13 protein-coding genes are annotated in these 15,343 nt (G+C 62.8%); 4 read left to right on the top strand and 9 right to left on the bottom strand.

Annotated features, from left to right (window positions below; translation table 11 throughout):
- Positions 1-96: 96 nt before the first annotated feature.
- Positions 97-2,061, bottom strand: coding sequence for a bifunctional 2',3'-cyclic-nucleotide 2'-phosphodiesterase/3'-nucleotidase (locus PJK54_RS12690; RefSeq protein ID WP_271303063.1), 1,965 nt, complete (start codon positions 2,059-2,061; stop codon positions 97-99).
- Between the two features lie 140 nt (positions 2,062-2,201).
- Positions 2,202-3,446, bottom strand: coding sequence for an MFS transporter (locus tag PJK54_RS12695; RefSeq protein ID WP_271303064.1), 1,245 nt, complete (start codon positions 3,444-3,446; stop codon positions 2,202-2,204).
- Positions 3,447-3,602: 156 nt separating this feature from the next.
- Here PJK54_RS12695 and PJK54_RS12700 point away from each other — a divergent pair, with 156 nt between their 5' ends.
- Both PJK54_RS12700 and PJK54_RS12705 read left to right on the top strand, forming a co-directional pair.
- Positions 3,603-4,520, top strand: a complete 918-nt coding sequence (locus PJK54_RS12700; RefSeq protein ID WP_176503712.1) for a helix-turn-helix domain-containing protein — start codon at positions 3,603-3,605, stop codon at positions 4,518-4,520.
- Between the two features lie 88 nt (positions 4,521-4,608).
- Entirely contained in the window at positions 4,609-4,827 is a 219-nt protein-coding gene (locus PJK54_RS12705) for a TIGR02450 family Trp-rich protein (RefSeq protein WP_271303065.1), read from the top strand.
- Positions 4,828-4,935: 108 nt separating this feature from the next.
- On the opposite strand, the gene PJK54_RS12710 is transcribed toward PJK54_RS12705, so the two are convergent.
- The 6 genes from PJK54_RS12710 to bla all read right to left on the bottom strand — a co-directional run bounded on the left by PJK54_RS12710 (position 4,936) and on the right by bla (position 11,156).
- Positions 4,936-6,120 carry a pyridoxal phosphate-dependent aminotransferase gene (locus tag PJK54_RS12710; RefSeq protein ID WP_271303066.1) on the bottom strand — a complete coding sequence of 395 codons (1,185 nt, stop codon included), beginning with the start codon at positions 6,118-6,120 and terminating at the stop codon, positions 4,936-4,938.
- A 2-nt stretch (positions 6,121-6,122) separates the two neighbouring features.
- Complete coding sequence (locus tag PJK54_RS12715; RefSeq protein WP_271303067.1) at positions 6,123-6,797, bottom strand: TetR/AcrR family transcriptional regulator; 675 nt, start codon at positions 6,795-6,797, stop codon at positions 6,123-6,125.
- A gap of 84 nt (positions 6,798-6,881) precedes the next feature.
- Positions 6,882-7,631, bottom strand: a complete 750-nt coding sequence (locus PJK54_RS12720; RefSeq protein WP_271303068.1) for a class II aldolase/adducin family protein — start codon at positions 7,629-7,631, stop codon at positions 6,882-6,884.
- A gap of 109 nt (positions 7,632-7,740) precedes the next feature.
- Positions 7,741-8,697: an NAD(P)-dependent oxidoreductase gene (locus PJK54_RS12725; protein WP_271303069.1), complete on the bottom strand. Its 957-nt coding sequence runs from the start codon at positions 8,695-8,697 to the stop codon at positions 7,741-7,743.
- Positions 8,698-8,928: 231 nt separating this feature from the next.
- The gene (locus tag PJK54_RS12730) at positions 8,929-10,035 is read right to left on the bottom strand and encodes an NADH:flavin oxidoreductase/NADH oxidase (RefSeq protein ID WP_175090268.1); all 1,107 of its coding nucleotides are present in this window, start codon (positions 10,033-10,035) and stop codon (positions 8,929-8,931) included.
- 254 nt (positions 10,036-10,289) lie between these two features.
- Positions 10,290-11,156, bottom strand: a complete 867-nt coding sequence (gene bla, locus PJK54_RS12735) for a class A beta-lactamase (protein ID WP_271303070.1) — start codon at positions 11,154-11,156, stop codon at positions 10,290-10,292.
- Positions 11,157-11,572: 416 nt separating this feature from the next.
- On the opposite strand from bla, the gene PJK54_RS12740 reads away from it, so the two are divergent.
- Positions 11,573-12,745: an alpha-hydroxy acid oxidase gene (locus tag PJK54_RS12740; protein ID WP_271303071.1), complete on the top strand. Its 1,173-nt coding sequence runs from the start codon at positions 11,573-11,575 to the stop codon at positions 12,743-12,745.
- A 122-nt stretch (positions 12,746-12,867) separates the two neighbouring features.
- On the opposite strand, the gene PJK54_RS12745 is transcribed toward PJK54_RS12740, so the two are convergent.
- Positions 12,868-14,289 carry an NAD(P)/FAD-dependent oxidoreductase gene (locus PJK54_RS12745; RefSeq protein WP_271303072.1) on the bottom strand — a complete coding sequence of 474 codons (1,422 nt, stop codon included), beginning with the start codon at positions 14,287-14,289 and terminating at the stop codon, positions 12,868-12,870.
- A 230-nt stretch (positions 14,290-14,519) separates the two neighbouring features.
- On the opposite strand from PJK54_RS12745, the gene PJK54_RS12750 reads away from it, so the two are divergent.
- The gene (locus tag PJK54_RS12750) at positions 14,520-15,341 is read left to right on the top strand and encodes a FadR/GntR family transcriptional regulator (protein WP_077377000.1); all 822 of its coding nucleotides are present in this window, start codon (positions 14,520-14,522) and stop codon (positions 15,339-15,341) included.
- Positions 15,342-15,343 lie beyond the last annotated feature (2 nt).

Consider the following 15,343-nt stretch of genomic DNA (forward strand, 5'->3'; position numbering starts at 1 on the left):
GCGAATAACGCCTACCGACAAGAAAAAACGCCAGTCAGCTATCGCTGACTGGCGTTTTTTCACAATGACTAGGTGCTCCACAATGAGCTGCCTCGGCTATCGCATCCGGTCCAGCCCGACGCGATAGCGGGCAAAGCCCATCTCGTCCTGATCCACCAGTGTCATCGGGTAGACGGCTTGGGCATCGATGAACTGCTGCGCATCCTCGCCGGGGGCGGTGGTGAAGCGAATGTCCAGCGGGGTGTCCGTGTCGATCGCGGCCAGCCGCCAGTTGTGATCCGCCGCCGGGTCCACCGCGCCCTGCTGCTGCGTCTGGCGCGAGATGTACTGGGCCAGAATGCTGCGATTTTCATCCGGTGACGCAAAGGCGACATGTGACTCACCGGTACCGGGGAAGTCCTCGCCGTAGGCGCGATAGTTGTTGGTCGCGAGCAGGAAGACATCGTCGTCCTTGACCGGCTCATCCTGGTAGGTGAGCCCCTGGATACGGTGGGCATCGGCGTCGATCAGCGCACAATTGCCGTCGTAACGCGCCGGCTGCGTGACATCCACCTGATACTCGACGCTGTCGATCACATCGAAGTTGTAGCTGCGGAAACCTCCCCAGTTGATCAGGGGCTGGGGCGTGGCGAGATTCGGGTCAATGCGATGGAACTGCCCGGCACTGCACTCAAGCCATTCCCGCACTTCCTTGCCGGTGACCTTGAGCGCCACCAGCGTATTCGGATAGAGATAGAGGTCGGCGGCATTGCGGAAGCTCAACTCGCCGGCCTCCATCTCGGTGAACTGGGTCGGGTCATTGTGACGGCCGCCGACCTTGAATGGCGCGGCTGCCGAGAGAATCGGCAAGCTTTCCAGGTCCGGGTCGCCTTCGACGAAGCGTTTGACGTAATCGGCCTGGGCACGATTGACGATCTGGATCGTCGGGTCGTCCTGCACCAGCGCCAGATAGCTCTTCATCGCTGCACTGGCGCGGCCGATGCTGCGATTGACGTACTCCCGCGTGGCGTCGTGCTCATGCTCGACCAACGCCGCCAGTTCGGCATCTTCCGACACCTGCGCCTCGCCACCCACCTGAATCGGGCGTGCCTCTGTCTGGCCACTTACCACCCGCCACTGGCCCGAGTCATTGCTCAGTTCAAGATCCATCACGCCCACATGGCTGCCCCAGTGCCCTGGCATCATCGCCGGCACCCCATTGAGGGTGCCCTTGGCGATATCGGCCCCCGGCACCTCGGCAAATTCCTCGCTGGGGAAGACCGCATGGGCATGCCCGAAGGCGATGCCATCGATGCCTTCCACCTGCGAAAGGTAATACACCGAATTCTCGGCCATCACCCGGTAAGGGTCAGTCGAGATGCCGGAGTGTGGGATGGCGATCACCACATCCGCGCCCGCACGGCGCATCTCGGGTACCCAGCGCTTGGCGCTCTCGGTGATGTCCTCGGCCGTCAGGCGGCCCTTGAGGTGCTTGCGGTCCCAGGTCATCACCTGCGGCGGCGCAAAGCCGATATAGCCGACCTTCACTGTCTGAGCGTTGCCCTCACTGTCGGTGAAGGCATGGGGGGTGATCTGATAAGGCGTGAAGTACGGCTCGCCGGTCGTGGCGTCCAGCAGATTGGCGTTCACATAGGGGAACTGCGCGCCGGAAAGCGCCCGTTCGAGATACTCGAGCCCGTAATTGAACTCATGATTGCCGATGTTGCCGACATCGTAATCCAGCTGATTCATGACCTTGTAGGCCGGGAAGACATCACCCTCCTCGAGACCTTCCGCCGCCATGTAATCGCCCATCGGGCTGCCCTGAATGAGATCTCCGTTGTCCAGCAGCACGCTGTTGACCACCTCGGAACGCGCCTGCTGGATCAGGCTCGCCGCCCTCACCAGGCCGATGCGCACGCTGGGACGATCCTTGTAATAGTCGTAATCCATTACGTTGGCGTGGATGTCGGTGGTCTCGATCACGCGCAGTGACAGCGTCGCGGCATTGGCTGGCTGAGCGATCATCACGATACCCCCAATGCTGGCCAGACCGAGGATGGCTGCCCGCAGGCGACGCATTGCACACGGACGCCGAGTGTTCCCCGCAGCCTCTTTGGTACCAGAGGCCGGCTGACCTTTCCTTCCGGATGATGCATTCGCCATCTCTCACTTCCTTGTCATGGGGGGATGTTCCTGTAGCCCTTCAGGGCAACGCTCCATTATTCAGATGCCGACGCCTCAGGCAACTGGCGGTCCCTGCCCGCCAGCCAGCCGATCCCCGCCATCAGCACACTGAGGGAGGCACACACCATCAATGCCAGCTGCCAGTCACCCTGCCGATCGTAGAGCGCCCCGATCAACGGCGGCCCCATGGCCGCGAGCAGATAGCCCAGGGTCTGCGCCATGCTCGACAGCGACGCCGATTGCATGGCATCGCGCGCTCTGAGCCCCATGAACGACAGGGCGAGAATGAAGCTGGCCCCGGAGCCCGCGCCCAGCAACAGCACCCACACCAGCGCCCACCCCGGCATCAGCCACAGCCCGATGAACCCTGCCAGCGACATGCAGGGCGTCGCGAAGGCGATCAGACGTTGATCCTTCAGGCGCGGCATCAGAGGCACCAGAATCAATCCCGGCAAGGCCGAAGCCAACTGCAGCAGGCCGTGCAACGATCCCGCCTTTTCGGGGGAAAAGCCGTTGTCCGCCAGCATGCTCGGCAGCCAGCTGTTGACGGTATAGAACAGCAGCGAATTGATCCCCATGAACAGCGTCACCTGCCAGGCCAGTGGCGAGTGCCACACGGCTGCCTGACGCACCGGCCGCGCGGCACCCTTCTCGGCTACCTTCTCGGCTTCCTTCGCCGCCGTCGGTAGGGAGCGATGCGACAACTGTGGCCACCACACCACCATCGTCACCACTGGCAGGATGACCACGATGAGCATCGCGAACTGCCAGCCATCCGTGCTGTCCTGCGCCAGCGGCACCATCACCGCCGAGGCGATGGCGGCCATGATGCCCATGGTCAGCACATAGCAGGAGGTCAGCAGCGCGATGTGTCGAGGAAAGCTGCGTTTGACCAGACTGGGCAACAGCACATTGCCCACCGCGATGCCCGCCCCGATCAAGGCGATCCCCACATAGAGCACCAGCGTGTTGCCCTGCACCCGCAGCACGATACCGGCGGCGATCGCCAGCAAGGCAAGGAAGACACTGCGCTCAAGCCCCACATGCCGTGCGAGACGGGGTACCCAGGGGGACACCACGACAAACGCCAACAACGGCAGAATCATCAGCAACCCTGCCGCCGTGGCATTGAAGCCCAGCGCCGCCTGCAGACGCTCAAGCAACGGCGCGATACTGGTAAAGGGCGCACGCAGATTCATGGCAATCATCAGGATGCCGGCGATCAACACGGCAGGATGGCTCAATCGCCGAACAGGAGAAGAGTGGCAGAGTTCAGTCATGAGACGCTCGCAGCGAACTTGGAACGGACAGATAGCGGGACGACACATCAGAGGTGAATTCCCGCGCAGATTAACGATAGCGTAATCGCCAATATCGCTGCAGAATTGAGCCATCATGACATCAGATACCTGAAATCAGACAATCTGCGAGCCGACATGTCAGCCACCTCCTCAAGGACCTCCGCGACGCCGATTTCCCTTGCCACGCGAGACGCAACCTCATCGTCGGGAGTCGCCAGCGGTCACTCCTCCGTGCCCTTCTCCAGCAGCGTCTGCGAACATGACCCGGACATCTACGAGATTCCGGCCAGCGCCCTGCATGTGGATACCGGACAACAGGTGATGGAAGTCCCGATCCATCAGCATCGCAAGGGACAGCTGGTCATCGCACTGCATGGCGTCGTGACCAGCCGCGTGCCGGAAGGGCTGTGGATGGTGCCGCCGCACAGCGGCGTCTGGATTCCCGGCAACCTGCCCCACAGCAACCACCTGACCCGTGGCGGCCGCGTGTGCCACCTGTTCATCGAGCCCGGAGCGCTCGAGATGCCGAGCCACAGCTGTACGCTGTCGATCTCGCCCCTGTTGCGTGAGCTGGTGCTGCGTCTGGCGGAGCTGCCCCAGCCATATCCTGAACAGGGGCCGACAGCGCGGCTGGTCGATGTCCTGCTGGAAGAACTGGCCTGCATGCCCAGCGAACGTCTGCATCTGCCCTTGCCTGAAGATCCGCGGCTGACCCGCATCAGCGATGCCCTGATCAAGACACCGGATGATCGGCGTACCCTGGCCGAGTGGGCGAGCGAACTGGCGATGAGCGAACGCACCCTCGCCCGCCTGATCCAGCGCGACACCGGCCTGAGCTTCAGCCGCTGGCGCCAGCAACTCCACCTGGTGGTGGCGATCCGCCTGCTGGCCGAGGGCATGAGCGTGCAGCGCGTCTCGGAAGACGTCGGCTATCAGTCCGTCAACGCCTTCATCAGCATGTTCAAGAAACTGCTCGGCACCACGCCTGCCCGCTACCTGCAGGAGCGCGAGCAACGCCGCTCGGGCAGTGAGCGGCCTCAAGAAGTGACTTGAGGGTCAGATTCATCCTCACGTTACCCCAGTTCAGATACCCTCCCCTGTTCCTCATTTTCCCTTTTCCTTTTTACTGACGAGACATTGCATGAACCGCATCAACCCCGAAAAGCTGTTGCAGAGCAAATGGACCGCCGTGACACCCAGGAATCGTGAGCGACATTTCATCGTCACGCGCGTGATTCGTGATGAGCAGGATGAGCATGTGGTCGAGGTCGTGTTGCAGGCGGTGCTGACACATCGCGATCACGTGCTGGGCTGGCGTGAGCTGAAGCAGGACGATGTCTGGCAGATGGGCTGGAAATGATATCCTGAAATGAGCATCGCTGAACGTACAAACGCCGCTCATGAGCGGCGTTTGTACGTGAACCTGCACGAAATTGAGCGAAAGACTGTGCATGGCCGAAGTCGCGCCTCAGACGATGACTTCCCCTTCCAGCTGATCACACAGTGTCGCCATGCGCTGCACGGCTTCCAGCAGGGTGTCATCCGGCACGGTGAGGGCAACACGTACCAGTGGCCTTCCGCAGTCGCCGAAGACACTGCCGGGCATTACCGCGACCTGCTGCCGTTCCAGCAGCCGCCAAGCGAACTGCTCACCGTCCAGGCCGGTGCGTGAGACATCGACCATCAGGAACATGCCGCCCTGGGGCAGGCTGGAGGACAGCTGCGGGATGGCCGCCAGCGCCTCATGGACCAGACGCGCGCGGCGCCCGAGTGATTCGCGAAGACGCTCGGTGGTATCGAAATCCCCGCGCAGCGCGGCCTCGGTCATGTCGGCGATGAAGGGCTGGTTGCCGAACAGCATGGTCTCCGAGACAGGCAACAGCCGGCGGCAGAATTCCGCTGAGCCGATGGCCCAGCCACTGCGAAAGCCGGTGGCAGCATGGCTCTTGGAGATGGAGGACACCACCACGGTGCGCTCACGCAGTGCCTCGATCTCAAGCGGCGAGACGAATTCGCCCGCGAAGATCAGCGCTTCATAGACCTCATCACATACGATCCACAGGTCATGCTCGCGACACAGCTCACCGATGCGCTCGAGCGTCGCACGGTCCATCACCGCACCCGTCGGATTGTGCGGCGTATTGAACAGCAATACGCGACTCTGCGGCGTGATGGCCGCGGCCAGATCTTCCGGCTGCAACACGAAGCCATGCTCCATGCGCAGCGGTACCGGCTGCAGGTCACCGCCGGCACCCCGGATCACGCCCTCATAGGTGGCGTAATAGGGGTCGCCGGTCAGTACGCCGCATCCTTCTTCCACCAGCGCCAGCATCACCGCGAACAGCGCCGTCTGAGTGCCGGGGAAACACAGCACGTTGTCTGCGCTGATCTCGGGCATGCGTGCTGCGTAGCGCTCGGCCAGTGCCGCGACCAGCCCCGGCTCACCACGGCCATCGGAATAGCGGGTACGCCCGGCGCGCAGCGCCTCGACACAGTGCTCGACCAGGGCCGGATGCGTGGCGATATCCGGCTCCCCGATGGTCAGCTCGATGATCGGCTCGCCGGCCTGGATACGCTGGCGGGCAGCGCTGTGAACGGCCCATTTGTCACCGCCCAGATCACTCAGTCGTTCGGTAATGGTGGCGTAGCGCATGCTCAACTCCTGTGAGGTGGGGGTGATGTCGTGACAGCGACGTGCTCAAGCAAGGTGCCCTGTGGCAGCCGCAGAATGCCCTCTGCCGCCCGCATGGCGATCGCGGGCAGCCGCTCGACCGGATAGAGGCCGTGTTCCAGCCCGCCTTCCAGCCACAGGCCATCGATCAAGCCATTGAGGGCGATCGCCAGCTCCTGACAATCGCTCTCGGTGGCGGGCAGCGCGTGGGCATTCAGTACCGGCTGGACCAGCTGTGCGAGCAGGTCGAGAAACTCGCGATAGGTTTCCTGGTGCACCGCCGAATAGCTGGCATCGTGGCGCACCCGGCCGATGAAGGTCGCCCATAGGGAGATCTTGTGGGCGGCCAGGTTGGGCTGGGTGAGACTCGCCGCAATGAAGCGCGCCAGACGACACGCCGGGGGCTCATCGCTGGCTGGGCTGGCATCGGCGATATCGGAGGTCAGCTGGCCCATCATGTAGGCATAGGCGGCCCGCACCATGTCGTCCTTGGTGCCGAAATGGTGGCGAATCAGGCCGGGCGAGACCCCGGCTGCCTCCGCCACGCGGCGCACGCTGGCACCGGCCAGACCGTGCTGTGCGACACAGCTCAAGGTGGCTTCCAGCAGGTCGCGACGACGCTGGTTCTGGGAAAGCCGCTGGAATGCCTTGCGACTCATCGTGATATCTCCCGTCCGGTTGCTTTCCCGCGCATCAGGCATTCGATGGGCTGATCAACGACGATGCCTTCAACAACGATGCTTTTAGCAACGATAGTCACAACCAAGGCTCTCCAGCAGTCGCAGATGAGATTCCCACTCCAGCGCCAGATCTCCCTCCTCATGAATGGCCATGTCGTACTGACCGACCACATGCTCACAGATCTCGGGCGAGAGGCGGCGCACCGGCTGGCCCATGGACAGGGTTGCGACCTGAATCTCGCAGCTGCGCTCGAGATAGAACATGTTGTTGAACATCTCGGCGGCAGAAGCACCGGTAGTCAGCAGGCCATGATTGCGCAGGATCAGTGCCGGATTGTCGCCAAGGCTTGCCACGATGCGTTCGCGCTCATCCAGATCCAGCGCGATGCCCTCGTAATCGTGATAGGAGACGCGACCATGGAACTGCAGGGCGATCTGATTCAGGGGCAAGAGCCCTTCTTCCAGACTCGACACCGCCACGCCGGCGCGCGTATGGGTATGCATGATCCAGCTGGCTGAATGACTTGCCGCATGAATCGCCGAGTGAATGGTGAAACCGGCCGGATTGACCCGCGCGGCGCTGTCATCGACCTTCTGGCCGTTGACGTCGATCTTGACCAGCGAGGACGCCGTGATCTCCTCCCAGCGCCAGCCGTAGGGATTGATCAGAAAATGCCCTTCCTCATCCGGCACCCGCGCCGTGATGTGGGTATAGATCAGGTCGGTCATGCGGTAGTGCGCCGCCAACCGATAGCAGGCTGCCAGATCAAGGCGTGCCTGCCATTCCGCGTCACTCATGGTTGATGTCTGCATGTCGCTGTCTCCTGTGATCAAGATGTCGCTGTCTGGGGTCGAGAAAGGCTCCGCTGAGCCCTGAAAAGCCTTGACGCCTCCACCTTCCGGTCCTCAATAGCCTAGGGCCTCAATAGCCGCGCTGGCGATCCACGCCCAACGTGAGCGGCAGGCCATTGCGCAACTCGCGCGCCGTGGCCACCACCTGCTCGGCGACCACCTCGGGGAGCGAGTCACTGGCGACATGCGGCGTGATGCGCAGGCGCGCGTCCTGCCACCAGCGATGATTGGGCGCCAATGGCTCCTCGCGGAAGACGTCCAGCGTCGCGCCCGCCAGCTGACCGGACGCCAGTGCCGCATCGAGATCGGCTTCCACCAGGTGCTCGCCGCGGCCGATCTGCACAAGCCAGGCCCCCGGCCGCAGCTGGGCGAACAGGGTCGCATTCAGCACATTCTCGGTGACCGGAGTCAGCGGCAGGATGTTGATCAGGTAATCCGCCCCCTGAGCCGCGGCCATCACCGCATTGTCGCCCGTCAGATAGCACACGCCTTGCACTGGTGCGACAGGTTCACTGCGACAGGCGACCGTCACCGAGAATCCCAGTGCCGACAGCGAAGTGACCACCGCGCGCCCCATGCTGCCGTGGCCCAGCACCGCCACCTGCGCCTTCTCGGGCGCACGCATCGGCAAGGGCTGCCACTCACGGCGCGTGGCATTGTCTGCCATGACGGCAAACTCGCGCTCTTGATGCAGCACTTCATGCGCGGCAAACCCGGCCATCAGAAATGCCTGATGCGGATCTCGCACCCGTGCCACCTGAACCTCATCTGACAGCCCCGGATGACTGAGCAGAGCATCCACCCCCGCCGCGATCGACATGGCAAGCATGAGATTGGGGTACGGCGTGAAGGCGTCTTCTCCCGGCTGCCAGCAGATGGCGAACGCGACCTCCGTGGGGTCTTCGATCTCATGCGGGTTCTGCAGCACGACATCCTCGCCCAGCTGGCGCAGCGCCTCACCGTAGAGGCAGTCCAGGTCCAGGGATTCACTCAGGTAGACACCCAGAATCGGGGCTTGGCTTGGCATTAGCTCTCCTTGTGTCACGACTGGCAGCGAGTGGGTTGCGGTGGATCTTCCGTCACTATTGCACACTCGTATAATTACTGCCAGCCATCCTGTACTCCCCCGAGCCTTCATCGCCCTGCTGGCGCAGCGCCGCCTTGAGCCAAAAGGGGATTGAGCAAACAAGAACGCCCGCGATCATCGAGCAAGGGCTCATGAACGCGGGCGTCAATCATCGATGTCCTTTCACGGACTTCAGTCCTGCTGATTCTCCAGCAATGACTTCAGACCATGCGGCTGGCAACGCAGATACTGGGGCGAGACCTTGACGGTATCTCCCAGCGCGGCGGCCGCATGCCAGGGCCAGCGCGGGTCGTAGAGGATGCCACGCGCCAGGGCGATGGCATCGGCACGCTCTGTCACCAGCAGGTCTTCCGCCTGCTGTGGCTCGGTGATCAAGCCCACCGCGATGACGGGCATGACCACCTGAGCCTTCAAGGCCTCGGCGTGCGGGACCTGATAGTTGGGTTCCACCGGAATCTGCTGCTGCTCGCTGAGCCCGCCGCTTGAGACATGCAGATAGTGGCAGCCACGACGGTCCAGCGCCTTGGCGAGTTCGATGCTCTGTGCGAGATCCCAGCCGCCCTCGACCCAGTCCGTCGCGCTGATCCGGATACCCAGCATGACCTCGTCAGGAATCGCGGCGCGAACGGCGTCGAACACCTCAAGCGTCAGCCGCATGCGATTCTCCAAAGAACCGCCATAGTCGTCCTCGCGCTGATTGCTCAACGGTGACAGGAATTGATGCAGCAGATAACCATGCGCCGCGTGCAGCTCGATCCCGTCGAGACCGATCTCGACGGCACGCCGGGCCGCTTCCACGAAGGCGTCGATGGTCTGGGCGATCTGCTCGGCGCTCATCGCCTCGGGAAGCGGCCCCCCTTCACTGAAGGGAATCGCGCTGGGTGCCAGAGTCTGCCAGCCGTTGGGTTGTCCCGGAGCAATGGCAGTTCCGCCCTCCCAGGGCTTCTCGCATGAGGCCTTGCGGCCCGCGTGACCGATCTGCACGGCCAACGGCATCGGCGAATAACGACGGATACGCTCGACGACACCTTGCATCGCGTCACGCGTTGCCTCGTCAAAGAGCCCCACATCGCCATGGGTGATACGCCCTTCGGGGGAGACGGCACTGGCCTCGAAGATCAGCAGGCCGGCACCTGACTGGGCCAGGTTGCCGAGATGCTGGTCATGCCAGGCTTGCATCCGGCCATCCTGGGCGGAGTACTGGCACATCGGTGCAATGATGATGCGATTGTCCAGCGTGAGCGGGCCGAGCTTCAGCGGGGAAAACAGTGTGGACATTGATATCCTCCAGACACGTGCAGGAACAGGTTGGGCAAGGCTCATGAGCGGACATGACAGGGGGAGCGGGTTCCATCTCCCCCGGCAAACCATTGCGGATACAGTTCAGGCACAATGCGGGCGAGAGGCAGGAGTCACAAGCAAAGGATGGCATCAGGGCCGGCAACGCTGAGTTGCCCAGGCTTCACGCAGGCTTTCTCAGGCACGCTCCTTCAGGCACGCTCTTTCAGCACGTGCTCTCACGCGTCACGCGATCAATTGTCAGCGTGCGTGTCCACACCCTCGTTGGCCAGTCCCTCGATGGCCAGTACCTCAGACACCAGCAGACGCCCGACATCGGCAATCGCGGCGTCACGCACCGCACGCTCGGCCTCGCTCTCGGTCAGATAGACCGCCACGATCAACGGGGCGTGATTCGGCGGCCAGATGATGGCGATATCATTGTTGGTGCCATGCCCCCCGCCCCCGGTCTTGTCAGCGATCTGCCAGTCATCCGGCAAGGCGGCACGCAGCTTGTCACTTCCCGTGGTATTGGCCAGCATCCAGCCCTGCAACGTGAGACGCGACGCCTCGCTCAGCGCCTCCCCCAGCAGCAGCCGCTGAAGGGTGGACGCCATCGCGTCGGGGGTGGTGGTATCACGGGGGTCACCCGGAGTGGCCTCATTGAGCGCCGTTTCACGACGATCCAGACGTGTGCTGTCATCCTTCAGAGTCCGCAGATAATTCGTCAGCCCGACAGGCCCACCGATGGCATCGAGAATCAGGTTGCCGGCGGTATTGTCGCTGGTGGTGATGGTGGCGCGGCACAACGCCGCCAGTGTCATGCCATCGCCCTCCACCTGACGTTCAGTGACGGGGGAGTAGGTCACGAGATCCGCCGGGCGAATCTCCACCTTGCGTGACAGCGACTCCTGGCGGGCATCCACCCGCGAGAGCAGATTGCCGCATGCCAGCACCTTGAAGGTGCTGCTCATGGGGAAACGCTCATCACCCCGCCAGCTGACACGTCTGCCATCGGCAGTATCCAGTACCGTCACACCAAGGCGCGCGCCGACCCGCTGCTCTATTTCCTGCAGATTGGCGACCACAAGCCCCTCACGCTCCGCCTCGGAAGCGATCACGGACGCTGCGTGAGCCGGACTGATCATCAGCCATGACAGACAGGACGCCAGCATCGCGTCACGCCCACGACGCAGGACTCTTGCCCTTGCCGCGCCTTGGGGCCTGGCCGGATCGCGCGGCGTTGTCGGGCGCCGACCATCGGCTGAGGCGCTACAGGCAAATCTCATGGGTCCATCACCTTTCATGGGGGCGCTACCTGACACCTCAGGCCGCGCAGTCAACGTGTCCGTCTGCAGACGTCGTGCAGCAGGTCGGTTGCATCATTGCCATGATGCTATGGCACAGGCGTCCTCGACAGATAGACGTATCGCCAATGGTGAACCCCCCATCCATCGGAGACAGTAAGCCCAGCACCCCCTTGGCGATGTCCCTGGACCTCGAACGATCCGCCTTCTCTCCTTGGATGGAGTTCTGCATGACCATCACCTGCATCAATGATCTGCAACGCCTGGCGAAACGCCGTGTGCCGAAGATGTTCTACGACTATGCCGACTCCGGCTCATGGACGGAAACCACCTATCGCGCCAACGAGGCTGATTTTGCCGCCATCGGACTGCGTCAACGGGTGATGGTCGACATGGACAATCGCACCCTGCGCACGCAGATGCTGGGAGAGGATGTGGCCATGCCGGTGGCGATCGCGCCCACAGGCCTCACCGGCATGCAGCATGCCGATGGCGAGATGCTGGCCGCGCGGGCGGCGAGTGACTTCGGCGTGCCCTTCACGCTCTCGACCATGAGCATCTGCTCCATCGAGGATGTCGCATCCGTCAGCACACGCCCCTTCTGGTTCCAGCTCTACGTGATGCGCGACAAGGATTACATCGGACGGCTGATCGATCGCGCCAAGGCGGCGGAATGTTCCGCGCTGGTGCTCACCGCTGATCTGCAGATCATCGGCCAGCGCCACAAGGACCTGATCAATGGCCTGAGTGTCCCTCCTCGTCCCACCGTGGCCACCGCGCTAAACCTGGCGACCAAGTGGCGCTGGTGCGCCGGCATGCTGAAGACGAAGCGCCACAGCTTCGGCAACATCGCCGGTCACGTGAAGGACGCCGACAACCTCAGCTCCCTGTCGAAATGGACCGCCAGTCAGTTCGACCCCAGCCTGAGCTGGGATGACATCAAATGGATCAAGGATCGCTGGGGCGGCAAGTTGATCATCAAGGGCATCATGGAGCCGGAGGATGCCGAGATGGCCGTTCAGGCAGGCGCCGATGCCGTGATCGTCTCCAACCACGGTGGACGTCAGCTCGATGGTGCGGCCTCCTCCATCTCCGCTCTGCCGGACATTCTCGCGGCGGTCGGCGACAGGACAGAGGTCCACATGGATGGCGGGATTCGCTCTGGCCAGGATGTGCTCAAGGCGGTGGCGATGGGCGCCAAGGGCGTCTACCTGGGACGCGCCTTCATGTATGGACTCGGCGCCATGGGCGAGCAAGGCGTGACGAAGACCCTGGAGATCATCCACAAGGAGCTCGATACCACGCTGGCCCTGTGCGGACTGCGGGATATCCATAACGTGGACACGCATATTCTCAGGCCCGGCACCTATCCGGTGGCCAGTTCACAGACCAGAAGCTCGTGAGAAACACGAACCTTTGATGTCAGGCCGACATGCGCCGATGGAATCCACCACGGCACTTGTCGGCCTGTCCTCCTTTGCACGCTGCCCTCTCGGGCCAGCGCACCGGCTTGCATGGGCTTGCCTCAATGCACCTTGAGTCGCGGTCCCATGGCATGGCGCAGAACGTCACTGACCACCTCGGCTGAGCCCTTGAGCGGCCCCAGCAGCAGGAACTGATGCTGACGCTGCAGTCCTTGGTAGGCCGCGCGTGCAAAGCGCCCTCTCACCTGCAGATCCTCATGCCCATCGTTGCCTTGTGCATGGCTCAGCTTGGCGCTGAGCTTGCCACCGAGCTCACCGACGCTGCCCGCCCTGGCCAGTGACAACAGCGTGCCGCGATCCTTGAACTCGAAGACCTGAGCCACCTCGCCCTGCTGGCGACGCGGCAGTTCTTCCGCCAGGAACTCGGCCTGTTCGCTGGCCACCTGTGCCGTGGGTGGCAAGGGTGCCTCATCGATGCAGGCACAGTCGCCCAGCGCGAAGATGGCTTCCTGCTCAAGGCATTGCAGTCCGGGCGTCACCTTCCATTGACGCTTCTTGTTGCTGGCCAGACCTTCGATCTCCTCGACGATGGCAGGCCCCACACGACCCGCCGCCCAGACCACCAGGTCTGCCTCGCGTGTCACGGACTCGTCACCTTCGCTGATCTCGACGCTGCCGGGTGACACCTTGGCGACCTGACGAGACAGTTCGATATTGATGCCCTGTGCCTCGAGTCGCTGATGGATCGCCTCGCGCAGTTCCTCGGAGACCCCCGGCATGAAGGTCTCGGTGGCCTCAAGGATCGTGATCTCGACCCGCGAGTCCTTCGGCGCAGGCGCATCATGTCTGCCACGTGCCTCATGCAGATACGCCGCGAGCTCGACACCGGTGGCACCGGAGCCGACGATCACCACCTGATACGGCCGCCCCGGAGACTCTTGAGCGCCACCCTTGGCGCCATCCTGAGCGCCGTCCTGGGTGGCTGACGCGCCTGAATCCCCTGTCGGTGCTGTTTCCATCGCCACATGATTGGCCAGCAAGCCACGCGAGAAGCGCTCGGCAATACGTTCGGCGTCTTCGGGCGAATCAAGCAGACAGGCATGCTCCAGCACGCCCTCGACGCCCATGTCAGGTGTCACCCCTCCCAGGGCCAGTACCAGCTGGCGATAACCTCTGACGCGGACCGGCACCTCGGCGGTCGCGTCATCTTCCCTGCCCGGTATCGCCGCAAGGGTGATCTGGCGTTGTTCAGGGTCCACGCCTTCGAGGGTGCCGCACTCGAAGCGAAATCCCCACTGCTCCGCCAGACCGGCATACCCCAACTCATCGACCTGGCGCCGTCCGAGGCCCGCCGCGATCTCATGCAGGCGCGGCTTCCACACGTGACTGGTGTCGCGATCGATCAGCAACACGTCCTTGTGGCCTGCCTTGGCCAGGCGGACCGCCAGTTCCAGTCCGCCGGCACCGCCACCGACGATGACGATATCGGCGTCACGCGTTCGCTGAGAGTCATGCGTTTCCATAGGGCCTCCTTTCGCGGGGTCGAAGAGAAAAACCTTATGTCAGACCAGGCGCTTTTCAAGACTGCCACCCGGAACTTCGCCAATGCGCAGCCTTTGATGCGACGCGTCATGTCCTTGATCGAATTCGCGACGCTCACGTTCGCATTGCGGGTTTGACAGCGCTCGAGTCCGCGACTAAAGCTTATTTATACGAATAAATATGAATGACTCGCCTCCGCTCAGGACATCGCATGCCGACATCGCCTCCACCACTGATCACGTCACGCACCAGCAATGGCTCTGGCGCTCCCAAACGCCAGAAACTGGCCGAGCTGATCAGCGATGATCTGAGGCGCAGCATCGTGCGTGACGGGTTGCGTGAAGGTGACCGGCTACCCAACGAGAAGGCGCTGATGGCGCAATACGGCTGCGCCAAGGGCACGCTGCGTGAAGCCCTCAAGATTCTGGAAGTCGAAGGCTTGATCACGCTGAAGACGGGCCCCAATGGCGGCGCCGTGCTGAATGCGCCGAGCATGGAGCCCGCCAGTCGCATGCTGAGAAGCTTCCTGCACTTCAAGACGCTCAATGGCGCCCAGGTCTATCAGCTGCGTCGGCTGCTGGAAGTCGAGATGGCGGTATCGGTGGTGGGCCTGCTCAGCGAAGAAGACCTGGTGGCGCTCGAGCACAATGTCAGTGACTGCAGTTGCCATCAGCCACAGGACGAGGACCAGCGTCGCCAGCGTTTTCTGGAAATCGAGTTCCATCAGGTACTGGCGCGCGCCTGTCCCAACCCGCTGCTCAGCTTCATGTGCCAGTTCCTCAACGACATGCTGCACGAGCTTGTCGTCATCAAGAAGGCCTATCTCCCGGAGCGCAAGCAGTTCGATGCCGCCAATCAGCATTACCACACCGGCCTGATCACGGCGTTCCGCCAGCAGGATCACGAACAGGTCCGTCAGCTCATGACGGAGCACATGCAGGATGCCGAGCACCATATGACGGCCCTCGAGGTGGAAATGGCCGACCAGCTGCTCGTCACTCCGGCGCAGCTGATGGCCGACAGCAGAGCCTGACA

This window comes from Cobetia sp. MMG027 (genome assembly GCF_027947415.1).
Classification (GTDB): Bacteria; Pseudomonadota; Gammaproteobacteria; order Pseudomonadales; family Halomonadaceae; genus Cobetia; species Cobetia marina.